Here is a 23,250-nt window from a genome sequence, read left to right as displayed (position 1 = left end):
TATGCCACGGTATCCGGCAGTACGACAATCCAGAAAATCGTTGTGTTTCAATGTGCTCCAGCGTGATCGTGCGTGATCGAAAAGGGGGTAGTGGGATGGTTGTGCACAATCAGAGCGCTCGCGCCGCCGACTTCGATGACGACCACTAGCCGAGTTTGTGATTGGGATTGGGCTACTGGAAGAAGGTTTTCCGATCCCATATTCGGCTAATTTTCGATGGTTGTGGTTTTTTTGATTTCTGCACCGGACCAATTACAAGCGTGAGTGAGATGTTCTATTTGGTTTCCAGCATTTCCGGCGTAAACCGCATGTGCATGACAGGAAAGATATCAATGGCCGCTAATCCAGAACGCAATGCCTCCGATTTGTGGGATGATCCTGAGTTCTTTGATCTGCTGACCGGAAGCTATTCCCGCATCGTTGGGACGCCCCTCATCGGCGAGGGGCTCGGGCCAAGCTGGCTTTATGACGATGCCCCGTTCGTGGTCGTGGCGCACAATATCGACGCCGATCCGCGTTTCATTTATGCCAATAAGGCCGGCCAGGCTTGTTTCGAATATCCCTGGGAGGAATTCATCACTTTGCCGTCGCGTCTTTCGGCGGAGCTTCCCAATCGCGCCGAACGTCAGCAATTATTGGATGCGGTTACACGCGACGGCTTTATCTCGGGTTATCGTGGGTTGCGGATCACAAAATCGGGGCGACGCTTCTGGATGGAAGACGGCATCGTCTGGCAGCTCATCGACCGCGACGGAAATTGGCGTGGGCAGGCCGCGACCTTTTCGAAATGGAAAGACGTGTAGACCAAGTGGCAGGAATCTCGGCCTATTGCTCGGGCAAGCCATCCCTGTCGCCGACACAAGCGTTTTAGTTGCCCGATAGCAAATCTCGACAGGCATGAATGACATTGTCTTTTTCTGCAGCCGGTGGGGGCGACATCGGCATTTGCGGCCATCCGATCCGGCCTCGCTGGCTTCGCACAAGATCTGCCAATCTTGCGCGGGTTCCTTCAGTCTCGGCCTGCTAGCTCGCAAAAGAGAAATTGTTAAGCCATATTGGTGAGTTTCGACATATTTTGTGTCGACACCATAAATGTCTTTTGCTTCGAGGCGCGGCCTGTAAGATTTCGGTCCAGCTGGAACGAGGTGGCAGAAAGGGGCATAGAAACAGCGGCGCGGCCCTATTTCCTGGCAATATGCCCACAGATGCGCCCTATGATTGTCAGTCGGGCCAACTCCACCGTAAAGGTTTCCAGCGCCGGGTTGTCAGAAATAATCTTGACCTCGCTTGGTTGGGTGAAGGGAACGCGCTGAAGGCGCTTGATCTGTGGTTCGCAATAGCCGTCGCTGATGGCATAGACTGTATCGGTCGCCATTTGGTTCTGCGAGAGATCGACGATCACGCGGTCGCCGGGCATGTACGTGGGCTGCATGGAATCGCCGATGACTTCCATAATGATGGTATGGTTCGGCGATGCCTTCGCTTCGTTGCGCAGATAGCCCGAGGGAATCAACCATTCCGCGACAATTTTGTGGCCAGCGACGTTGCCCGCGCCGACTGGCAGATTGATGACGTCACCGACAACGCCGCTGCCGGCGCCCAGTTTGACGTCCACTTCCGGCGTCGCACCTTCGACCTTCGGTTGCCAATGTTCCCGACTGTAGCTGAAGTCTTCGACACCCTCGGCAAATCCTTCGTTGTATTGTTCATCCGGGTCGAAGGAGGTGACCACCATGCGTGGCCCCGGCCGCTCTACCTTCCTTGGACCCTCGCCGGTCAGGAGATAGCCGGCGGTAGTGCCGAACTTCTTTGCATAGCGATCGGCGATCTCGGGCCCGAATTCGTTCTGGCCGTTTTCATGCGCGCGGTAGGTCGATAGCCCAATACCGAGTGCCTCAGCCGCCTTTGTCGCTGAGGGATAATTTGCAGCTTCGCGCGCCGCCTTCAGTCGTTCGCCCATGGATTTTCGCATGATCCAACACTCGCCAAAGAACAAACACAAATAATGTTGACATGGGTATTTATATAAGCATATTTTGTGTCCATCAAGGTGCCAACGGTGAAATTCGCTGCGGACTGAAGCCATACATGATGGTGCAAGGGTGGAGGCGATGTCAAAGGCGCAAGCGCTATTCAAGCCAAGGCATCCCATTGCCGACGCCGGAACGGCGAACGGAAAGGTGACATGACCCAGGCGCTGTCGTTGATTGCGTTCATTTTTTCTTCCAGAAGGGAGGCGATTTCCCCATGAGTAAAGGTAGCCTCGATAGTCTTCTTGACGGCCTCGGCATCAAGCTGGTCCCGGTTCACCGCCGCCGCGCACCGGCCCAAAGTCATGCGCGTGGCACCATGCAGGAAATCAGGGGACAGCATGGCGACGGGCATCTGATCTTCGTCTTGCGCTGTATCCGCGAGACCGGCAACAACCGTGATGAACTTTGGTCGGATACGATCGGAGCCGTTTCCGACATTCTTGTTCAGCGGAAGGATTGGGCGCTGCTGCGGCCGGGCGATCTGCTGGCTGCCTTCGACGATATCGCGCTCGGCGCTTTGCGTGCCGATGCCGTGGCGCGGCGTCCATGGCCGGTACGCGCGACGCTTCGGATTTTGATCTATCGCGAACTGGAGAGACGCCTTGACGCACCGGAACGCCTTGCAGGATGACGATCTGTCGGAACCCGCGGCTGAGATCGCCAATCTGAGCCTCATCGTTCGCGCCCGTTTTGTCGAGGCTGCCGACACGATTATCCATCTTAGTGTGCGTGGCGTGCGCCCCGATCAGGTGCGCTCGCTTTGGCCCGATGTTATTCCCGAACCGAGCGACCACGCCGATATCAGCATCCGTTATCGCCCGGATGCGGCAGCCATCAGCCGTGCGGAAGAAGTGCTGCAGAACTGGTTGCTGACCCACGTCAGAGACGAAGAACGTCGTATCCTGCTTTCGCGATGGTCGGTCTGTCTTGCTGCGCCGAACATCGTTGGTTCCTTCCGCGATTTTTGCGGAAGGACTGGCCGGGTAAGGCGAACGGCGGAACGGCGCATCCAGAGCGAACTTCAAAACGTTGCTAATCTACTGCTGACGATTTCGCCAACGCTGCAGGAGCCCGATTGGTCACGCATATCGTCGATAATGTCGAATTCGACCGGCAGTCTCGAGCGGGTGAAAACTCCGCCGGCAAAGCATGAGGTGCACTGGCTTCCGGAAGATGCAAAGCCGGTCTTTGATGCGGCCAGCCCGGAACTAGCGGCGCTGGCGAAGCGACTGGAACGGGGGAACCGACGGCGTGCAAAATTAAGAGTTTGACTTCTCGCTATCGGCCCCGGTCTAAACCCAGGGCCATGTCAATCGGGTTTCATCGCCCAGGTTCTGCCGAGAGGTTTTGCTTACAAATGCAAAGATCCCGCTCGGCCGAGAGCTCGCGGAGGCACCAAAATCCGGCACAATGTATTCAGCCAGTAGCCGCAGCCGCGAATGCGGCAGATGGGCGCGCCATGGATCTCCGATCAAGACCTCGATGCCTTGTTCAAGGCAATGATCGAGAAACCCCGTCACGCGCTCGGCAAGCGCGGCATCATAGAAGAGGTCACCGACGCAGATAATGTCTGTGGCGGGAGGCTTGCCTTTTGTCAAATCAGTGAGAAGAGGCTTTATTGTCACCTCGTTGAGGGCAGCATTCAGCCCGGTCGCGGCAATCGCATAAGGATCCACGTCGGCCGCGATCACCTCCGTCGCGCCCGCCTTTGCGGCGGCAATACCGACAATGCCGGAGCCAGCGCCGAGATCGAGCACGCGGCGGCCGGCTACGATATGAGGCCCGTCGAGAAGATAGCGCGCCAGCACCAACCCTCCACCCCAGTAATGCGCCCAATAGGGTGGACTAAACTCCGGATCCTGTTCGGCAAGCCGCCACAAGCCGCTTTGCGGTCCGGCCCTGTGCAGGCGAATTTCCGGAATCGACGGCACAGGCAGGACAGGAAGATTGGTGGAGATGAAATTCCGCGCCCTGCCTATCCTTTGACCCCATTCGCGCGGAAGTTTCATTGGGACCTGCGAAAGATCCTGATCGGGCTGCTGTCGATCGCGCTTGTCGGTCATCCGCTCGTCCGGCGTTGAACTGTTTCAGGGAAGGGGAGAGCATTCCTGCTCTTATCGTCGGACGATAGAATGCGATATTTTTAAGCGATTTCAAATGATTATATCTGGCGCAGTCAAAGATTTCCCAATCCTTGCAGCCTGCGCGTCGATTGCGGGTGTCGCCAACAGCGCCGAATAGGGATATTGATTTTGGCATGATGAGAACAGTTGCGGTGACGCACTGTTGACCACAAGCGGCCCAAACTATCGGCCGCTTGTTTCCTTTTAAGCGTTCCACCGGAAATCCCAAAGCGTGTTCACTGCACAAGCCTGTCGTGCCGGCATGCCGAAGCCGCTCGGCCATAGGCTGAAAGTCATGCGCGACGACGCTGTCGATCAAAAGCGGCGGGATGCATAGCGCGACGTCTGGTTTGGTGGGAAGCGGTCGATTGTCGATTCAAGTGTTTTGCGGAGATAGATCATGACGTTGAACGATTGTGTCGATGCACTAGGTGTCAAGCTCACCGTCGTCGTCGCTGGCCTTTCCGGCGGTATTTTGCACGGCTTATCCCGTCGTCGATATACCACAAGGGAAATCGTCGCGTCACCCATTTGCGGGGCGCTGGCGGCGGCCTATCTGACGGAGCCGGCGCTTTACTATCTGCGCGCGGTCAACTGGCCGTTGCCGCAAAAAGACGGTGCTGCCATGAATGCCACGGCCTTCGTGGTCGGTGTTTGCGCAATGTGGATCGCCGACCTGATTTTCCATGCGATTTCGCGATTGATCCGAGGCGGCAGGGCCACGCCCTGAATAGCATCGCCACTCGCCGTATTGTCGCAACTTTTTCAGACTGCTCTGATGGATTTGCCGATTTTGCCCCATGCCGGCCATTCCCCAGTCTCGCCCTCTCCTTGGCAGGACAGGGCCTCTTTTGTGATTCCGGACAGCTTTGCTGCAGCACATGGATCGGACCACGACGTTTCTATCGACAGGCGCCATAGCTTTCATCTGAACTAATCATTATCGCCGCCGTCGTTTGGCTGGTAATAGTGATTGCCGGAAATCGAAGATGAGAGGCGTTTGCGATGAGCCAATGGCCCGACAACAGGATTCTTGATCTGTTCGGTATCGACATCCCTATCATCCAGGCCCCGATGGCAGGCGCGACGACGCCGGAAATGGTGATTGCGGTCAGCGAGGCCGGCGGGCTCGGTTCCCTGCCGAGCGCGCAATATAATGTCGAGCAACTCCGGGCAGCTCTGGATATGATACGAGCAGCAACGAAAAAGCCGATCAATGTCAACTTCTTCGCCCATACCATGCCTGAAAGCGATCCCGCGCGACACATGGCGTGGCGCGCGCGGCTTGCGCCGTATTATGTCGAGACAGGGCTTGATCCGGCAGCACCAGTCCCGGCAGGCGGTCGGGCGCCGTTCGATACCTTTTTCTGCGAAGTCCTGGAGGCCTATCGACCCGAGGTCGTCAGTTTTCATTTCGGATTGCCGGATGCGGACCTGGTCCAGCGGGTACGGGCAACTGGAGCGAAGATTATCTCCTCAGCGACGACGGTGGCGGAGGCGCGGTGGCTTGCCGAGCGTGGGGTCGACGCTGTCATCGCCATGGGTTTCGAGGCTGGTGGCCATCGCGGCAATTTCCTGACGGTGGATATGGCGACCCAGGTCGGCACGATGGCGCTGGTGCCGCAGATTGCCGATGCTGTCACCGTTCCCGTTGTTGCAGCGGGCGGAATTGCGGACGGGCGCGGGATTGCCGCAGCTTTCGCACTCGGCGCCGCCGCCGCTCAGCTCGGCACCAGCTATCTGTTTACGCCCGAAGCGAAAATTCCTCTGGTTCACCGCGCGGCACTGGAGCGCGCAGGCGACGACAACACTGCGTTGACCAATGTCTTTACCGGACGGCCGGCGAGGGGGGTGATGAACCGTATCATGCGCGAAGTTGGGCCACTCTCCGACTTAGCTCCTGCCTTTCCGACGGCTGGCGGTGCGCTGGCGCCCCTGCGCGCCAAGGCCGAGGCGGCTGGTTCCGGCGATTTCACCAACCTCTGGTCCGGTCAGGCTGCGAAACTGGCGCGGTCGCTCCCATCGGCAGAGTTGACCACTCTTTTGGCGCAGGATGCGCTCGCGCATATGAAGCGGTTGGCGGGCATGGCGCTCAAGTAAAACAAAAAATGCGATATAAAACAAAAAACTTGAATTAAAAAATTTTCCATAATACTCTCGCCAGCAACCAACAGCAATAAGCGAGGGAACACGATGAAAGCTCAAGCCGTCATCAACAAGGACTTTACCGTCTCCAACGTCGACAAGCGGGTCTTCGGCTCGTTTTTGGAGCATATGGGGCGGGCGGTTTATACCGGAATTTATGAACCGGCTCATGAGACGGCAGACAAGAACGGCTTTCGTCAGGATGTTCTGGAGTATGTTCGCGATCTCGATATGCCGATCGTGCGTTACCCGGGTGGCAACTTCGTTTCTGCCTATCGATGGGAGGATGGGATCGGTCCGCGCGAAGAGCGGCCTGTGCGTCTCGACCTGGCCTGGCGGACGCGCGAAACCAACCAGGTCGGCGTCAACGAGTTCTCCGACTGGGCGAAGCTCGCCAAGACCGAAATGATGCTCGCCATGAACCTCGGTTCGCGTGGCCTCGATGATGCGCGTAACTTCCTGGAATATTGCAATCATCCAAGCGGTACCTATTGGAGCGACTTGCGCATCAAGCATGGCTACAAAGACCCGCACAACGTCCGCATCTGGTGCCTTGGCAACGAGTTGGATGGTCCCTGGCAGGTGGGTCATAAAAGTGCCGCCGAATATGGTCACCTCGCCAACGAGGTCAGCAAGGCGTTCAAATATTTCGATAAAACACTTGAGACGGTGGCCTGCGGTTCATCCAACGACAAGATGAAGAGCTATCCCGAATGGGAGGCGACCGTTCTCGATCAGGCCTATGAGAGCGTCGACTATATCTCGCTGCACAAATATTTCGGCAATGAGGAGCAGGATACGCTCAATTACTTCGCCAAGGCGATGGATCTTGACCGTTATATCGTCACCGTCGGCGGCATCATCGACTATATCAAGGCAAAGAAGCGCTCGAAGCGCGATGTGAAGATCTGCTTCGATGAATGGAACGTCTGGTATCACGATCGCAAGCAGGACGGTGAGCGTATCGCGAGCTGGAATTGGCCGGAAGCGCCGGCGCTGCTTGAAGAGGTCTATAACCTCGAGGATGCGTTGTTCGTAGCCTCGCTCCTCAATGTGTTCATTCGCCGTTCCGATCGCGTCAAGATCGCCTGCATGGCGCAGCTCGTGAATGTCATCGCGCCGATCCTGACGCGCACCGATGGCCCGGCCTGGCGCCAGACTATCTATTATCCGTTGCAGCTTGCGTCGAAATATGGACGTGGCACGGCGCTGAACGTTGCCGCATCAGGGCCGACCTATGATTGCGAGGTCGCCCAGGACGTGCCCTATCTCGACATTTCGGCGGTGCTGCATGAGGGCGGCAGAAGCATCGCGCTTTTCGCAGTCAACCGCAGCGTCGATCAATCGCTCGATCTGTCCGTCGCGCTTCAGGGCTTCAAGAACGTCAAAATCGAGAAACACACGGTTATGGCCGGCGAAGATCTCAGGGCCCGAAACACGGTCGACGCGCAGCACACCGTTGTGCCGAAGGACGGCTCCGGTCTTGTTCTGACGGATGAGGGCGCTCTTGCCGGCAAGCTGGCGCCGAAATCCTACCACTTCATCCTGCTGTCGGTCGCAACAGCCTGACAGGCGGGTCCACTGGACGGTGGCGCAAGAGGCCGCCGTCCGGGGGAGAGTTGATCACGGGAGGATCAGCACCATGGTGGGAATTCTAAGTGCCGACGTTCAAAATGCCAAAGTTCAGAATTTAGGAATCCAGTTGACGGATGTGAGCAAGTCCTTCGGTGCGCTGAAGGTTATCCACGGCGTTGACATCAAGATAGAGCAGGGCGAGTTCGCCGTCTTCGTTGGCCCGTCCGGCTGCGGAAAATCGACCTTGTTGCGCATGATTGCCGGCCTGGAGGAAACGTCAGGTGGCCGGATCGAGATCGAGGGCCGGGATGTCACGCACAAGGAAGCATCCACGCGCGGCGTCGCCATGGTTTTCCAGTCCTACGCGCTTTATCCCCATCTGACCGTCTTCGACAACATGGCCTTCAGCCTGTCCGTGGCGGGGCGACCCAAGGCCGAGATCAAAGAAAAGGTCCGGTCTGCCGCCGAGGTTCTGCGTTTAACCGATTACCTCAAGAGCAAACCCAGCCAGCTTTCCGGCGGCCAGCGGCAGCGCGTCGCGATCGGTCGCGCCATTGTCCGTCAGCCCCGGGTTTTTCTGTTCGACGAACCGCTGTCAAATCTCGACGCCGAGTTGCGCGTGAAGATGCGCATGGAGATTGCCCGATTACATCGCCAGATCGGTGCGACGATGGTCTATGTCACCCACGACCAGGTCGAAGCCATGACCCTTGCTGACAAAATCGTGGTGCTGAAGTCCGGCGTTGTGCAGCAGGCCGGGGCGCCGCTCGACCTCTACCGCAACCCCGACAATATGTTTGTTGCAGGCTTTATCGGTTCGCCAGGAATGAACTTTCTCTCAGGCAAGGTAACCGGCAACGCTGACAATCGCCTGGTCATCACGCTTGACGATCAGCCCGAAACCTCAATCGCCCTACCTCTGACGGATGCTTTGCCGCAGACAGGGGCCAAGGTTTTCATCGGCGTCAGGCCCGAGCAAATGGCGCTTAATGGCGAAATTCGGTCCGCGTCCCTAAAGGTGAAGGCGGAGTTCATCGAGGAACTCGGTGGTATCGCATACCTGCACGCGTTGACCCGCACCGGCACGGAACTGACGATCGAATGCCGCAGCGACCACCGTCCAAAACCGGGCGAACCGGTGGTGCTGACGATGACGCAGGAAACGCTGCTGGCCTTTAGCGAAAATGGCAGTCGTATCCGATAATATCAGTTTTTCTGATACGTATCGCAAAATCTTGAGCATGCAGGCAGTTTGAGAGTGTGCAGGCATTTCGAGAATGACGGAGCGCGGCCGGCAAGAGGATGCCGGACGTTTCCGGTGGGTCTTCCGGCTCGGTGGAGCGAGCCGGTTCAATGGCAATCATGCCCCTGTGGAGGAGGAGACAGACATGAGACGACTTTTGAAATTGGCGATGGCAGCCGCTTTGACCTTGCTGCCGGCAACGGCGGTCTTTGCGCAGACTGAAATCACCTGGTGGGACTTCCTTAGCGGTGGCGACGGCGTGCGCATGAAGGCGTTGATCCAAAAATTCAACGACACGCATCCAGACATCAAGATCAATGCAACGACGCTGGAATGGGGCGTGCCCTTCTACACAAAGGTGCAGACGGCGGCCGCGGTCGGTCAGCAGCCCGATATCATGACCTACCACATCTCGCGCTATCCGCTGGCCGTACCGACCGGCATCCTGCGCCCGTTTACGGCCGATGAGCTTTCGGCGGCCGGCATCAAGAAGGAAAACTATGTCGATGCCGCCTGGAACTCGGCAAGCGCCGACGGCAAGACCTACGGCATTCCCTTTGATGTCCACTCCATCATTCTCTACTACAACAAGGACGTACTGAAGCAGGCGGGCCTGCTCGGCGATGACGGTTTGCCGAAGGGGCTGGATGGGCTCGACAATTTCAATGCGGTGCTGGGCAAGATCAAGGCGCTCGGCAAGGTCGAATATCCGCTGTCGATCAATAGCGACCAGGGCGCTTCCATCTGGCGCATCTTTTACACGCTCGTCGCCCAGCAGGGCGCCAAGTTCATGGATGGCAAGGAAATCATGCCGGGCGATTCCAGCCTGAAGGCGCTGGATGTGATCACAAACTGGATCAAGAGCGGTTATTCCCCGCAGCTCGTCTCGTATGAGGCCTCGATAGCGCTCTTCACTTCGGGCAAGGCGGCGATGCATATCAACGGGGTCTGGGAAGTGCCGACCATGGTCGACCTGGAAAAGAAAGGTCAGCTCGGCTTTCATTGGGGTGCGATCGAAATTCCGAACCTGATGGGGCAGCAGGCCACCTGGGTCGACTCCCACTCCTTTGCAATTCCGGCCAGCACCGTCAAACCAATCTCGGAGGATAAGGTCAAGGTGGTGCTCGAAGTGATCCGTTGGATGAACGAGAATAGCATCTCTTGGGCAAGCGCCGGCCACATCCCGGCCTACAAGCCGGTGACGGCAAGCGCCGACTTCAAGAATATGCAGCCGAACGCCGTCTATTCGAAACTTGCCGATACCGCCGTCTATGATCCGATCTCGCCGCTCGCCGGCGTCGCCGGACCGATCTACGAAGCCGCGCAGAACTTCATCATTCCGGCAATCAATGGCCAGCTCGATCCGAAGGACGCCATCGATCAGATGCGCGAAGAGCTGCAGGGCCAGCAATAACAGCTCTGAGCACCAAGGCCGACCGGAATTGTTCCGGTCGGCAATCGGCCGGCAAAAGGAAGCGCTATGTTTTCGAGCGAAGGACGAAAGAAGGCTCTGACCGTCGTGCTGATGGTGGCGCCCTTCGTGATTGTTTACCTGACAGTATTTGCCTATCCCGTTTACAAGATGTTCGCGTTGAGCTTCACCAACGCTCCGCTGATCGGCGACGGCCAATGGATAGGCTTCGACAACTACGTCAAACTCTTTAGCCAGAAGCTGTTTTATACCTCGATGTGGAACACGGGCTATTTTGTTCTTTTGAGTGCCGCGCCCAATACGTTGATCGGGCTTGCGCTGGCGCTGATGGTCGTTCGGTTGAATGGCCGGCTGCAGAGCCTCGTGCTCGTGCTGTTCTTCATTCCCTACATTCTGCCCGTATCGGTCGTCACGACGATCTGGAAATGGGTGCTGGACCAGCAATTCGGCATCGCGCAAAACGTGATCCAATTGTTTACCGGTCGTCCTGTCAGCGTTTTCCGCGATCCGATCTGGGCGATGCCGATGGTTGCGTTTGTGACGATCTGGTGGACAAACGGCTTCAACCTGCTGCTCTTCATCGCCGCGCTCAAGAACATCCCCAACGATTATTATGAAGCCGCAGCCCTTGACGGCGCGTCTCGGCTGCAAGCATTTCGGCGCATAACCTGGCCGCTGATCTGGCCGGTGACGACGCTTGTGCTGACGCTGCAACTCATCCTGCAACTGAAGATCTTCGATCAGATCTATCTGCTCACCGAAGGCGGGCCGTTCAATTCGACCTATGTGTTGCTGCTGCTTGTCTATCGCGAAGGCTTTCGCCTCAGCCACGGTGGCGCCGCTTCGGCGATCGCGGTCATATTGTTCCTGATCATCGTGGCTGTTTCGGTGTTGCAGTACCAGCTTTTGAGAGTGAGGAGGGCAAGCTGATGCCAGGACGCGCGATCGGCAATTCGCTGCTGTTGATCTTGACGCTTTTCATCGCCGGTCTCTGGGCCTTCCCGATCTACTGGGCGATCATAACTTCGGTGAAGCCGGAGCAGGACGTTATTGCAAGCACCACCTTCATCCCGCGTGTCTTCGATTTTTCGTCCTATTATTTTGCGCTGTTTGAGACCAACTTGCCGACCTGGTACTTCAATTCGGTGGTGACATCGATCAGCGTGACGGTGATCGTCATTTTTATCAGCATGATGTGCGGCTATGCGCTGTCGCAGATTGTCTTCGCCGGGCGGCGGGTGCTCTATTTCGTTATTCTGGCAAGTTTCATGGTGCCGTCGCAAGCGTTGATCATCTCGCAATTCGTGCTGATGCAAAAGCTCGGGCTGATCAATACGCTGAGCGGCATTGTCCTGCCGCAACTCATCGTGCCGGTTGTGGTCATCGTCTACAAACAGTTCTTTGATTCCGTTCCGAAGGAGCTGCGCGAGGCGGCAAAGCTCGATGGCTGCGGCGAATTCCAGATCCTCTTCCGGCTTTACCTGCCGCTGAATTGGGGGATCACCACTGCGCTGGCAATCATCACCTATATCATGGCCTGGAACGCCTTCATGTGGCCCTTCCTGGTATCGAACTCCGAAAGCACCATGACGGTTACGGTCGGTATCACTCAGGTCGATGATGCTTTCGGCATCAAATACGCCCGGGACATGGCCGTGGCGATCCTCGCCGCCATGCCCGTTGCGGTTGCCTATCTCTTATTCCAGAAACGGGTGACGCAGGCCTTGATGTTGTCTTCGGGCATCAAGGGATGAGCGGCTGCGTTTCCCTCACCGGCCCGCGGTATCCTCTCCCGGACCGCGGGCCGGCACCCCGAAAAAGTGAGAGGAAAACAACCGAAGAGCGTGATATGAGCGCAAGATTGGTATGATGTGGAGATTTGACAGTTCGATATGGAGACGAAGCTGCTAACAGTTGATCCGATGAAGGATACAGAGGTCGTCGAGGCCCTGGGGTCGGCCACACGTATCGAAATCCTCAACCTGCTCCGTCTCAAGGGTCCCTTGAATGTCAATGACATAGCGGCGCATATGAAGCTGCCGCAATCGACCGCCGCCATCAATATCAAGTCGCTGGAGAAGGCTGGGCTGATCGAAACCCATACGATGAAGGCGAGCAAGGGCAACCAGAAGATCTGCTCCAGCGTTTACGGCGAAATCCTCATCCGCTTCGAAAATCGCTCCACCAGTCTGCGTGAAGACGTCGTTGCCGTCAGCATGCCCATCGGGCTGTTCACGGAGTTCGAAGTCGGGCCCCCTTGCGGACTTTGTTCGGTCAATAACGTCATCGGCATGCTCGATGTGCCGGGCGTATTTCTCGACCCGCAACGCATGCAGGCAGCGCTTCTCTGGTTCACACGCGGTTATGTCGAATACAAGTTTCCAAACAATGCCAAAGTCAGCGGGCGTCGGATCCAAAAGGTGGAATTCTCGGCAGAACTCAGTTCCGAGACGCCGGCCACCAATTCCAATTGGCCATCCGATATCTCCATCTGGGTCAACGGCATCAAAGCGGGCCACTGGACGTCGCCCGGCGATTTCGGCGACCGGCGTGGGCTTTATTCACCAAGCTGGTGGAAGCTCAGCGGCTCCCAATATGGCAAGTTGAAGACCTGGAGCATTGACGATCAGGGCACCTGGATCGATGGTAGCATGGTTTCGATGCAGACGATCACATCGCTCGGGCTGCACGACCATCACTCGATCCGCTTTCGCATTGGCATCGATGAGACAGCGGGCAATCCTGGCGGCCTGAATATTTTCGGCAAGGGCTTCGGCGATTTCGATCAGGACATCGTCATGTCTCTCTATTTCTGATTTGCTGCCGACCGGCCGGTTTTCTGCAGATCGCGATTGTCCATCGCGGTCAAAAAACGAGGAGATATCCATGGCTTTCACGGCTGATTTGGCGGATCGTTTTGCCGTTTCCACATGGTCGCTGCATCGTGCCCTGGGAGGCACCTATCCTTACAGACCTGGCGGCCCGGACGTACCGGCGCGCCTGCCGACTTATGGGGAAGGCTCGGTAGAGCTGATCGATCTTCCGAGACAATTTGCCGAGCGCGGCATTTTCCGGATGGAGGTCTGCTCGTTTCATCTGCCCAGTCGCTCGCCTTCCTATCTTGCCGACCTGCGGAATGCCTTCGATAAGGCGGGTGTCAAGCTGCAGACGCTTTTGGTCGAAGACGGCGACCTCAGCAGTCCTGAGACAGCCGAGCGCGATGCTGAATGGATGGCAAGCTGGATCGAGATCGCTGTCGCGCTTGGAGCTGAGAACATGCGTGTGATTGCCGGTAAGTCAAAGCCGACCGACGAGGCGCTGGCTCGGGCAGAAAGACATCTTCGTTGGCTGGCCGATCGGATCGCCGGCGCAGATATCCGCCTTGTCGTTGAAAACTGGTTTTCGCTGCTGCCGGGGCCGGTCGAGGTCCACCGTGTCCTGGACGCGCTCGACGGCAAGCTTGGTCTCAACGGCGATTTCGGCAATTGGAAAGGTGCGGGCAAATATGACGATCTGGCTCAGATCATGGGCCGCGCCGAGCTCTGCCATGCCAAGGCGCATTATTCGGACACCGGCCTCGATGTCGAGGATTATGTCCGTTGTGTCGAGCTTTCCAATGCCGCCGGTTACAAGGGCCCGTTCACGCTGATCTACGATTCCTCATTTTATGCAGACGAATGGCTGGGCATTCTTGAAGAGCGCGATTGCATCACCGGTGTGTTGCGGAAGGCGGCTGCAGCGGCGTGATGGTACGGCGCCACCGACGAGGAGGGCCTCCTTCGCGACACGCGGGCTTTACCTTCGCAAGAAAAGTCAAAAAGGCAACCGTCGGGGAACAGGGATGGCAGCGCCGGCCGGCAGATGTCGACGAGGGAAAGGCTCCCGCGTTCGTGGCCTATCGACCTATCGTGGCGGGGCTCACGCCAATAGCTGAGCCGGCCATCGAAGATTGATCCCCATCGGTAAGGTGCCAGTGTTTGCCTGAAACGGTGCTGCGAATTTCAGTGAAATTCGTATTCGTGCAGGGCGCCGAGCAGTCGATCCTGCGTCTGATAGCCGGCGTCATAGAGGTTGATCGCGACATTGGCCGCGGACAAGCCTTCCTGGCTATGCAGATTGATGCTGCGTTCGGCGCACCAAGCATAAAGCGCGCCTGCGAGAATATCGACGTCGTCGAAAAGGGGCGAGTTGACCATCATAGACATTCGCTACACCGTGGTTGGAAGCTCAAACATGAGCGGGGCGGAGCATAGACTGCTTTGATTCCAAAAGTTTGCAATCGACTTCTCGCGCCGGCGTTAACGCCCGCCTGTTATGAACGAGATCCAGTCTCGTATCGGCACAGATGCTTGTCTGACGACGCTACTGCGGCGTCTGATCGGGCGCGTGCGGCGCCGGGTTGACGGTCTGATCCCTGCCGTTATGCGGTACCACGAACAGGAGAACGCCCAGGACAAGCGCCAGCGCCACCATGATCAGAAGAATAAGTCTCGGCCGCGAAGGCATCATTGAGGAACCGGGTGAGACGCCTCGACTGCCGCTTCGATCAATTCCTCTGCATAGGAGAGGGCGGAGGCCGTGTCCTCGCCATCAAGTTTCAATTCCCGGCATTTGCGGTGCAAGGCCCGTCGAATCTCCGACAGCAAATCCGCGTCGATATCGACATGGCCTTCACAGAAGACATGCGTCAGCGCGGATTGCGCGACGACCTCGAGGACTGCGACACGTCCCTCGATTTCGCCGAGTGAAGGAATGGCATTCCTCTCCACATGATGTTTGCAATCACGATGAGTGGTAAGCATTTCAGAGCTCCTCCTCTGCTGAAGCAGATAACCAATGAGAGGCGAAAAGGTTCAGCCAAATTCTATGAAAATCTGGTCCCGAAACGATTGCTTTTTTTGAATGACGTCATCGACGCTGAAACGCGCGAAAATCGGTCACTTCAACGGGCAGAGCTTCACGTCAGACAATACATCAGCACAGCGCGGTGAGCGACGAAAATCGTCATAATAAAGTGTCCAATCTGTCGTATCGGCAGCGCGATAGGGGCCAAACTTGAAATATTGGTTTTTGCCCAGGCCCTTGTCGGCATGACCGATATGTCCCTTAACGGTGACAATCCATTTGTCGTTGGCGAAGAGCTCGATATGGCCGGTCCCGTCAGGGCCTGGCTTGCTGTAGATGGCAAAATCGATCCAGCCGGAATCCGGCGTCGGCAGCTTGTTGCCGCGATCGGTGACCGTGATGGCGGCGGTGCAGCCGGTAAATTCCTGGCCGTCCTCCTTGCTCCACTTGCTATCAGTGGCGACCAGGGCACGCATCTGGTTCGTGTCGGCACGGAACCAGACCGGCGTCTGATTGTCGTCACATGTCTTTGCCCCGGCGCTAACATCGGTTTTTGGTGGGGCGATATAGTTGGTTTCAACCGTGGCGAAAAGTTTTCCATTGTTCAGCCGCAGCGCGAGGAATGGGCTGAAGTCGCCCTTTGCCTTTGGCCCGATCTCGCGTTTCCACTGCGCAATGAGGTAGCGATGATCACCTGAGGGAATGGGGTCGGCGAATTTGACCGCAAAGCCGTACCAGACACCCTGGTTATAGGGGACACGAGATTTGGTGCGTTCCCAGACTTCCGCGCGCTCGCTGCAGTTTTCCTTACCTGGAGCGCATAGCGGCTTGACGCTGAGCTTCAGCGCACCGGTGCCGGTGCGCTTTACGTCCGATTGGAATTCGACCTTGCCGGCTTCCTGTTCAAAATTGTCACGATAATAGAGATGGCCCGTGGGGGCGAAGTCGCTACCATCGAAACCATCGTGCAGAACCAATTGTGCGGGGTCCTCGGCCAATGCCGGTGTCATGACGCAGGTGCAAGTGCAGGCCAGGATGGCGGGCAGTGCAAATTTTGCATTCATGACGGGAGGCTCCTTCGGCGGGGTGATCGTGGAACAATATCAATACCTGTTCGTCTTCAAGGGGCAAGGGGATCAGCCACCCGACGTTGGTTTAGTGTAGGTCGGCCGATGCCCGGAAAAATTGGTGGAAATTCTGATCCTCTAGCGAAAATGGCGGCTCGATTTCGACGTAACGAAGGAGAGCAGTAGACAAATCGCCTCGTCCGCGTTTGATAAGCCGATCAATTTGGAGGAAGGATTTCCATGACGATCGAACAAGACCTCAGCCGCATCGCGCTTCAGGAAGAGACGCTGCGCTTCGACGCTTTCGATCTTTCGACCGCCTGGGTGCTCGGCAAGCTGCTGCACGACCTTGCCAGCGAGCGCAATTTGCCTGTCGCGATTGACATTACGCTGCATTCCATGCCGGTCTTCTACATCGCGCTGCCGCGCTCGACGCCCGATAATTCCAACTGGATTCGCCGGAAGCGCAATATGGTGTTGCGCTATTTCCGCAGCAGTTATGCAAGCACGCTGCGGCTGGAACAGCAGGGTAAGACGATCGAGCACAACGGGCTTTCAAGCGCCGACTATGCCGCATCCGGCGGCAGTTTTCCGATCTTCGTCAACGGCACAGGCTGCATCGGCGCCGTTACCGTGTCGGGACTTCCGCAGCGCGAAGACCACAATCTCGTTGTTGAGGCGCTGGCACTCACGCTTGGCCACGAACTGCACAATCTCAGCCTGTCTTAAAAGACGAGTGCGGCGTCACGCTCGAGGCGGACGCCGCTCACGGTCTCAGATTTTCCCGCCGGCCTCGGCGATGACCTTGGTCAGGCTGCCGGTAGCCGGGAAGAGCGGGATGAGGCAAGCCTGCAGGGCGTGATAAATATCGCCTTTGCCGGGGAAAAGCGTGTGGGCAGGAACCAGGTCTTCCGTCAGTTCCTCGTGCCAGCCGCCATTTTTGCGGTCGATGAAGGCGCGGCCGATAGTGCCCCAGATCTTGCGATAGCCCTCCTCGTGGAAACCGCTCGGTATATGTTCGTTGAGATAGTGCGCGGCACCGGCTCCCTCGCAGGCCGGCCACCAGAGCTTGTTGCGCTTGGCAGGAACATCAGCCCAATCGAGCGTATAGAAGAAGCCACCCTTGTCGTTGTCCCAGCCCAGTGACATCGACTGGGAGAACAGGCCCTTGGCGGCGTCCGGCATCCAATCGTGACGCTTGTCGCCGAGACACCAAAGCTGAAGGACGAGACGCGCCCATTCCAACCAATGGCCGGGTGTCGTGCCGGAGGGGCGGAACATTTCGTTGCCGCGATAATCCTTGTCGAGCTCCCAGTCGGCATTGAAATGTTCGGCCACGCGCCAGCCAACGGAACCGGCGGAGCGGCGGATGACGAGATCGGCGATGCTCTCGGCCTTGTCGAGATACGTTCTGTCGCCAGTCGCTTCGAAAGCGGCCATAAGCGCCTCCGTCAGGTGCATATTGGAATTCTGGCCGCGATAACTGCCGCCATCGATCGGCGACCAATCCTGATTGAACTCCTCGGCGATCGCGCCGTGTTTTTCTTCCCAGAATTTCGTGTTCAGAATTTCGCTGACATCGGCGAGCATTCCGTCAGCAAGCGGATGACCGATGGTCTTGGCGGAGGAGGCGGCGAGCAACACGAAAGCGTGGCCATAGCCTTGCTTGCTGGCATCGACAGGGCCGTCATTGTTGAGTGACCAGACATAGCCGCCATGAGTGGTGTCACGGTGATGCTTCCAAAGATAATTCATGCCGTGATCGACGATGTCCTCGGAGCCGGGACGGCCGAGCAGCGAACCGATCGAGAAGCAATGCACCATGCGTGCGGTCGAATGAATTCCACGCACGGGATTGACCGGGTCGAGCGGCTTGCCGGCATCGTCCATATCGTAGAATCCGCCCTTGGGATTGACGCCGCGATACTGGAAGAAATCGAAAAGCCCGTTTGCTTGATCCAACAGCCAGCGCCGGTGGTAGGCTCGTGTGCTAAAATTTCCGAGTTCTGCCGTTTCACGCTGTATGCTCATACCATCCTCCCAAGGTTCTTTTGCCATAAGCCCTATAGCGCCGCCTGAAAGTCCTGTCATGACTTTATGGAATGAAACTGTGTCGGCTGTTTAGCGTTGTCCATGCCCGTAGCGGTCACCGGGCGTCGCCTCGTTAAAGTTGGGAGATGCGGTAAACGACAGAGGCATTTGGCCTTGCGCCGTGCGTCTTCAGGGCATAGATATGTTGACATAAAGATATCTTTATGTGATCTGGATGCGAGGTCGCAATCAGGCCAATGGAGTTCGCTTATGCTTGACAATCTTTTTGGTTCAGAAACGGCGAAACGCGATGGCAGCGAAGTGTTCGCCGCCCTGAGGCAGGCAGCGAGCGAGCGAATCCTCGTGCTTGATGGCGCCATGGGCACCCAAATCCAGGGGCTTGGCTTCGACGAGGATCATTTCCGCGGCGATCGCTTCATCGGCTGCGCCTGTCATCAGAAGGGCAACAACGACCTGCTGATTCTGACGCAGCCTGATGCCATCGAAGAAATCCACTATCGCTACGCCAAGGCCGGCGCGGATATTCTCGAAACAAATACGTTCTCTTCGACCCGTATCGCGCAGGCCGACTATCAGATGGAAGGTGCGGTCTACGATCTGAACAAGCAGGGCGCGGCAGTTGCCCGCCGGGCGGCGATCCGCGCCGAACGTGAAGACGGCAAGCGCCGTTTCGTCGCTGGCGCCATCGGCCCGACCAACCGCACCGCTTCGATTTCTCCCGATGTCAACAATCCCGGCTATCGCGCAGTCAGCTTCGACGATTTGCGCCTGGCCTATGGCGAGCAGATCGACGGCCTGATCGACGGCGGTGCCGATATCATCCTGATCGAGACCATCTTCGATACGCTGAACGCCAAGGCGGCAATTTTCGCCTGCGAGGAACGGTTCGAAGCCAAGGGTGTTCGCCTGCCGGTGATGATTTCCGGTACGATCACCGATCTCTCCGGTCGCACCCTGTCTGGCCAGACGCCGTCGGCCTTCTGGAATTCGGTGCGTCATGCCAGCCCCTTTACCATCGGTCTCAACTGTGCGCTCGGCGCCAATGCCATGCGGCCGCATCTGCAGGAACTTTCGGCTGTTGCCGATACCTTCACCTGCGCCTATCCCAATGCCGGCCTGCCGAACGCGTTCGGCCAATATGACGAAACGCCTGAGATGATGGCGGCGCAGGTCGAAGGCTTCGCCCGCGACGGCCTCGTCAACATTGTCGGCGGCTGCTGCGGCTCGACGCCGGAGCATATCGCCGCGATCGCTCAAGCAGTGTCAAAATTCCAGCCGCGCCAGCTTTCCGAGCACCGCCCGTTCATGGCGCTCTCCGGTCTCGAGCCCTTCGAGCTGACGAAGGACATTCCCTTCGTCAACGTCGGCGAACGCACCAATGTCACCGGCTCGGCGAGATTCCGCAAACTGATCACCAATGCCGACTACACGGCAGCGCTGGCTGTGGCCCGTGATCAGGTCGAAAACGGTGCGCAGGTTATCGACATCAACATGGACGAGGGTCTGATCGATTCGGAAAAGGCGATGGTCGAGTTCCTCAACCTGATCGCCGCTGAGCCGGATATTGCCCGCGTGCCCGTCATGATCGACAGCTCGAAATTTTCCATCATCGAGGCGGGTCTGAAATGCGTGCAAGGCAAGCCGATCGTCAACTCGATCTCACTGAAAGAAGGCGAGGAAAATTTCCTTAAGCAGGCGCGATTGCTGCGCAATTACGGTGCTGCTGTCGTCGTCATGGCGTTCGACGAAAAGGGGCAGGCCGATAGTTATCAGCGCAAGGTCGAGATCTGCGCGCGCGCCTACAGGCTTCTGACGGAAGAGGCCGGGCTGTCGCCGGAAGATATTATCTTCGATCCGAATATCTTCGCGATCGCGACCGGCATCGAAGAACATAACAACTATGGTGTCGATTTCATCGAGGCGACACGCACAATTCGAAAGACCATGCCGTTGGTGCATATCTCGGGCGGCGTGTCGAACCTCTCCTTCTCCTTTCGCGGCAACGAGCCGGTGCGCGAGGCAATGCATGCCGTGTTCCTGTACCACGCCATTCAGGCGGGCATGGACATGGGTATCGTCAACGCCGGCCAGCTTGCTGTTTACGACAACATCGATCCCGAGCTGCGTGAAGCCTGCGAGGATGTCGTTCTCAACCGGAGGCCCGACGGCACCGAGCGGCTGCTCGAGATCGCCGAGCGATTTCGCGGCGCCGGCAGCCGCGAAGGCAAGGTGCAAGATGTTGCCTGGCGTGAATGGCCTGTCGAGAAGCGGCTAGAGCACGCACTGGTCAACGGTATCACCGAATATATCGAAGAAGACACCGAAGAGGCACGGCAAAAGGCGGAGCGCCCGCTGCATGTCATCGAAGGGCCGCTGATGGCCGGCATGAATGTCGTCGGCGATCTCTTCGGCTCAGGCAAGATGTTCCTGCCCCAGGTGGTGAAGTCTGCTCGCGTCATGAAGCAGGCCGTTGCAGTGCTGCTGCCTTATATGGAGGCGGACAAGCTTGCCAATGGCGGCGGCGAGCGTCAGGCGGCGGGTAAGGTGCTAATGGCGACCGTCAAGGGCGATGTGCACGATATCGGCAAGAACATCGTGGGTGTCGTCCTTGCCTGCAACAACTACGAAATCATCGATCTTGGCGTCATGGTGCCGGCGACGAAGATTCTGGAAACGGCAATCGTCGAGAAGGTCGACATTATCGGCCTCTCCGGTCTGATCACACCGTCTCTGGACGAAATGGCGCATGTTGCTTCGGAAATGGAGCGGCAAGGGTTTGATATTCCATTGCTGATCGGCGGCGCGACGACGAGCCGCGTCCACACGGCCGTGAAGATCCATCCACGCTATGAGAAGGGGCAGACGGTCTACGTTACCGACGCAAGCCGTGCCGTCGGCGTCGTCTCGGCGCTGTTGTCGCCGGAGGCCAAGCAGGGTTATGTCGACACCGTTCGCGCCGAGTATGCCAAGGTTGCAGCGGCGCATGCCCGCAGCGAGGCGGAGAAAGTGCGCTTGCCTATCGCAAGGGCTCGCGAGAACGCCGAAAAAGTGGACTGGGCGAGCTACAAGCCGGTGACGCCGCAGTTCTTCGGAACGAAGGTGTTTGAGAATTACGATCTGGCGGAGTTGGCCCGATATATCGACTGGACGCCATTCTTTCAGACCTGGGAATTGAGGGGCCGCTTCCCTGCGATCCTCGAAGACGAAAAGCAGGGCGAGGCAGCGCGTCAGCTTTACGCCGATGCGCAGGCCATGCTGGAAAAGATCATAGCGGAAAACTGGTTCCGTCCGCGCGCCGTCATCGGTTTTTGGCCCGCGGGTGCGGTCGGCGATGACATCAGATTGTTCACCGGTGAGGACCGCATCGAGGAACTTGCGACCTTCTATAGCCTGCGTCAGCAACTGTCGAAGCGGGATGGTCGCCCGAACGTGGCTCTGTCGGATTTCGTGGCGCCGGTGTCGAGCGGTGTCAGTGATCATGTTGGCGGCTTCGTCGTCACGGCTGGTATCGAGGAAATCGCCATTGCCGAGCGTTTTGAACGCGCGAACGACGATTATTCCTCGATCCTCGTCAAGGCGCTCGCCGATCGCTTTGCCGAAGCCTTTGCCGAGCGGATGCATGAGAGGGTGCGGCGCGAGTTCTGGGGCTACGCAAAGGATGAAGACCTCAACGGCGACGAGCTACTGGCGGAAGCCTATGCCGGTATCCGCCCGGCGCCGGGCTATCCTGCCCAGCCCGACCACACTGAGAAGGCGACCTTGTTCCGTCTGCTCGAGGCGGAAGCGGCAACCGGCGTGAAGCTCACCGAGAGCTACGCCATGTGGCCGGGCTCTTCCGTTTCCGGTCTTTATATCGGCCATCCCGACTCCTATTACTTCGGTGTCGCCAAAGTCGAGAAAGATCAGGTGGACGACTATGCGGCCCGCAAGGGCATGCCGGTTGCGGAGGTGGAGCGCTGGCTGGGACCGGTGCTCAATTATGTGCCGGAAAAGCGAGATGCCGCGGTGGATGACGCGGCATGACGGATATGATTTGAAGGTGGAGTGGAAAATGCCGCTGAGAGATGCTACATTTAGCTAAGTTAGCTAATGGAGCATGCGATGCAGGTTACGATTCATGGTGCCAAGACCAATCTTTCGAAGCTTATCGATGCCGCCTTGTCGGGCGAAGAGGTTGTGATTGCAAAGGGGCAGAAGCCGGTAGTGAAGCTTGTTCCTGTGGCTCAGACGACATACACGATCGGCCTTCTGAAGGGCAAGGTTCCCGGAAAGGGACCCGATTTCTTCGAACCAATGCAGGAGGATGATCTGGCGCTTTGGGAAGGCGCCAAGTGAAATCTCTTCTGCTCGACACTCATGCTTGGGTATGGTCTTTGACGGCAGACGAGCGCTTGTCCGCAAAAGCTACAGCTTTGATTGAGCAGGCGGCAAGTGTTTTTGTCAGCCCGATCACTCTTTTCGAAGTCGGTCAAAAGGTTCGTATCGGCAAATGGCCGGAAATGGAGCTGTTTGCCAACAAACTGGCAAAGCTTCTGGAGGAACAAGGTGGCCGCATTGCTGCGCTTACGCCGGAGATTTGTTTGCGTGCGGCGATGCTAGAGTGGGGCCATCGTGATCCGTTTGACCGGCTTATTGCGGCGACCGCGATGGAAAACAATATGCCGTTGATATCTGTCGACGAGGTTTTCGACAGCCTTTCTGATCGCCCCGATTGGATTGCCCGGCTTTGGTGAGC

The 23,250-nt window shown here is 57.5% G+C and carries 23 protein-coding genes; 16 read left to right on the top strand and 7 right to left on the bottom strand.

What is annotated here, in order from left to right:
* Nucleotides 1-332: 332 nt before the first annotated feature.
* Nucleotides 333-803, top strand: a complete 471-nt coding sequence (locus PY650_RS22765; RefSeq protein ID WP_285881852.1) for an MEKHLA domain-containing protein — start codon at nt 333-335, stop codon at nt 801-803.
* 377 nt (nt 804-1,180) lie between these two features.
* Here PY650_RS22765 and PY650_RS22760 read toward each other — a convergent pair whose 3' ends face one another.
* Nucleotides 1,181-1,972, bottom strand: a complete 792-nt coding sequence (locus PY650_RS22760) for a S24 family peptidase (protein ID WP_285881851.1) — start codon at nt 1,970-1,972, stop codon at nt 1,181-1,183.
* A 275-nt stretch (nt 1,973-2,247) separates the two neighbouring features.
* Here PY650_RS22760 and PY650_RS22755 point away from each other — a divergent pair, with 275 nt between their 5' ends.
* Together PY650_RS22755 and PY650_RS22750 are read left to right on the top strand one after the other, a co-directional pair.
* Nucleotides 2,248-2,664 (top strand): hypothetical protein, encoded by a 417-nt coding sequence (locus PY650_RS22755; protein ID WP_285881831.1) that lies wholly within the window; start codon nt 2,248-2,250, stop codon nt 2,662-2,664.
* Complete coding sequence (locus tag PY650_RS22750; protein WP_285881830.1) at nt 2,636-3,304, top strand: DUF6362 family protein; 669 nt, start codon at nt 2,636-2,638, stop codon at nt 3,302-3,304. Before PY650_RS22755 ends, PY650_RS22750 begins: the two co-directional genes overlap by 29 nt.
* A gap of 21 nt (nt 3,305-3,325) precedes the next feature.
* Here PY650_RS22750 and PY650_RS22745 read toward each other — a convergent pair whose 3' ends face one another.
* On the bottom strand, nt 3,326-4,042 hold the full coding sequence (locus PY650_RS22745) for a class I SAM-dependent methyltransferase (protein ID WP_285881850.1): 717 nt from the start codon (nt 4,040-4,042) through the stop codon (nt 3,326-3,328).
* Nucleotides 4,043-4,556: 514 nt separating this feature from the next.
* Between PY650_RS22745 and PY650_RS22740 the strand changes: the two genes are divergently transcribed.
* From PY650_RS22740 to PY650_RS22700, 9 genes are all read left to right on the top strand, one after another.
* Nucleotides 4,557-4,886 carry a hypothetical protein gene (locus tag PY650_RS22740; RefSeq protein WP_285881829.1) on the top strand — a complete coding sequence of 110 codons (330 nt, stop codon included), beginning with the start codon at nt 4,557-4,559 and terminating at the stop codon, nt 4,884-4,886.
* Nucleotides 4,887-5,161: 275 nt separating this feature from the next.
* The gene (locus PY650_RS22735) at nt 5,162-6,256 is read left to right on the top strand and encodes an NAD(P)H-dependent flavin oxidoreductase (protein WP_285881828.1); all 1,095 of its coding nucleotides are present in this window, start codon (nt 5,162-5,164) and stop codon (nt 6,254-6,256) included.
* Nucleotides 6,257-6,349: 93 nt separating this feature from the next.
* Nucleotides 6,350-7,870 carry an arabinosylfuranosidase ArfA gene (arfA, locus tag PY650_RS22730; RefSeq protein ID WP_285881827.1) on the top strand — a complete coding sequence of 507 codons (1,521 nt, stop codon included), beginning with the start codon at nt 6,350-6,352 and terminating at the stop codon, nt 7,868-7,870.
* Nucleotides 7,871-7,943: 73 nt separating this feature from the next.
* Complete coding sequence (locus tag PY650_RS22725) at nt 7,944-9,080, top strand: ABC transporter ATP-binding protein (RefSeq protein ID WP_285881826.1); 1,137 nt, start codon at nt 7,944-7,946, stop codon at nt 9,078-9,080.
* Nucleotides 9,081-9,264: 184 nt separating this feature from the next.
* Nucleotides 9,265-10,533, top strand: a complete 1,269-nt coding sequence (locus tag PY650_RS22720) for an ABC transporter substrate-binding protein (RefSeq protein WP_285881825.1) — start codon at nt 9,265-9,267, stop codon at nt 10,531-10,533.
* A gap of 66 nt (nt 10,534-10,599) precedes the next feature.
* Nucleotides 10,600-11,481: a carbohydrate ABC transporter permease gene (locus PY650_RS22715; protein ID WP_285881824.1), complete on the top strand. Its 882-nt coding sequence runs from the start codon at nt 10,600-10,602 to the stop codon at nt 11,479-11,481.
* Nucleotides 11,481-12,305: a carbohydrate ABC transporter permease gene (locus PY650_RS22710; protein ID WP_285881823.1), complete on the top strand. Its 825-nt coding sequence runs from the start codon at nt 11,481-11,483 to the stop codon at nt 12,303-12,305. Before PY650_RS22715 ends, PY650_RS22710 begins: the two co-directional genes overlap by 1 nt.
* A gap of 138 nt (nt 12,306-12,443) precedes the next feature.
* On the top strand, nt 12,444-13,367 hold the full coding sequence (locus PY650_RS22705) for an ArsR/SmtB family transcription factor (RefSeq protein WP_285881822.1): 924 nt from the start codon (nt 12,444-12,446) through the stop codon (nt 13,365-13,367).
* Between the two features lie 70 nt (nt 13,368-13,437).
* Entirely contained in the window at nt 13,438-14,298 is an 861-nt protein-coding gene (locus PY650_RS22700) for a sugar phosphate isomerase/epimerase family protein (RefSeq protein WP_285881820.1), read from the top strand.
* Between the two features lie 254 nt (nt 14,299-14,552).
* Here PY650_RS22700 and PY650_RS22695 read toward each other — a convergent pair whose 3' ends face one another.
* From PY650_RS22695 to PY650_RS22680, 4 genes are all read right to left on the bottom strand, one after another.
* Nucleotides 14,553-14,756, bottom strand: a complete 204-nt coding sequence (locus PY650_RS22695) for a hypothetical protein (RefSeq protein ID WP_285881819.1) — start codon at nt 14,754-14,756, stop codon at nt 14,553-14,555.
* A 157-nt stretch (nt 14,757-14,913) separates the two neighbouring features.
* Entirely contained in the window at nt 14,914-15,060 is a 147-nt protein-coding gene (locus tag PY650_RS22690; protein ID WP_285881818.1) for a hypothetical protein, read from the bottom strand.
* Entirely contained in the window at nt 15,057-15,353 is a 297-nt protein-coding gene (locus PY650_RS22685; RefSeq protein WP_285881817.1) for a hypothetical protein, read from the bottom strand. The genes PY650_RS22690 and PY650_RS22685 overlap by 4 nt, the downstream gene beginning before the upstream one ends.
* A 135-nt stretch (nt 15,354-15,488) precedes the next feature.
* Nucleotides 15,489-16,460, bottom strand: a complete 972-nt coding sequence (locus PY650_RS22680; protein WP_285881815.1) for a polysaccharide lyase family 20 protein — start codon at nt 16,458-16,460, stop codon at nt 15,489-15,491.
* A gap of 243 nt (nt 16,461-16,703) precedes the next feature.
* On the opposite strand from PY650_RS22680, the gene PY650_RS22675 reads away from it, so the two are divergent.
* Nucleotides 16,704-17,192 carry a heme-degrading domain-containing protein gene (locus PY650_RS22675; RefSeq protein WP_285881814.1) on the top strand — a complete coding sequence of 163 codons (489 nt, stop codon included), beginning with the start codon at nt 16,704-16,706 and terminating at the stop codon, nt 17,190-17,192.
* Between the two features lie 45 nt (nt 17,193-17,237).
* Here the strand turns inward: PY650_RS22675 and PY650_RS22670 are convergent, their stop codons facing one another.
* Nucleotides 17,238-18,494: an AGE family epimerase/isomerase gene (locus tag PY650_RS22670; RefSeq protein ID WP_285881813.1), complete on the bottom strand. Its 1,257-nt coding sequence runs from the start codon at nt 18,492-18,494 to the stop codon at nt 17,238-17,240.
* Nucleotides 18,495-18,764: 270 nt separating this feature from the next.
* Between PY650_RS22670 and metH the strand changes: the two genes are divergently transcribed.
* From metH to PY650_RS22655, 3 genes are all read left to right on the top strand, one after another.
* Complete coding sequence (gene metH / locus PY650_RS22665) at nt 18,765-22,538, top strand: methionine synthase (RefSeq protein WP_285881812.1); 3,774 nt, start codon at nt 18,765-18,767, stop codon at nt 22,536-22,538.
* Nucleotides 22,539-22,616: 78 nt separating this feature from the next.
* A complete protein-coding gene (locus PY650_RS22660) occupies nt 22,617-22,850 on the top strand; it encodes a type II toxin-antitoxin system Phd/YefM family antitoxin (protein ID WP_285881811.1) in 234 nt (77 codons plus the stop codon).
* Complete coding sequence (locus PY650_RS22655) at nt 22,847-23,248, top strand: type II toxin-antitoxin system VapC family toxin (protein WP_285881810.1); 402 nt, start codon at nt 22,847-22,849, stop codon at nt 23,246-23,248. Before PY650_RS22660 ends, PY650_RS22655 begins: the two co-directional genes overlap by 4 nt.
* Nucleotides 23,249-23,250: the final 2 nt, after the last annotated feature.

The sequence above is a fragment of the Martinezella calliandrae genome (assembly GCF_030272695.1).
Taxonomy (GTDB): domain Bacteria; phylum Pseudomonadota; class Alphaproteobacteria; order Rhizobiales; family Rhizobiaceae; genus Rhizobium; species Rhizobium calliandrae.
Note: the sequence above shows the minus strand (reverse complement) of the source record. Positions and strands in the feature narration are given on the sequence as shown.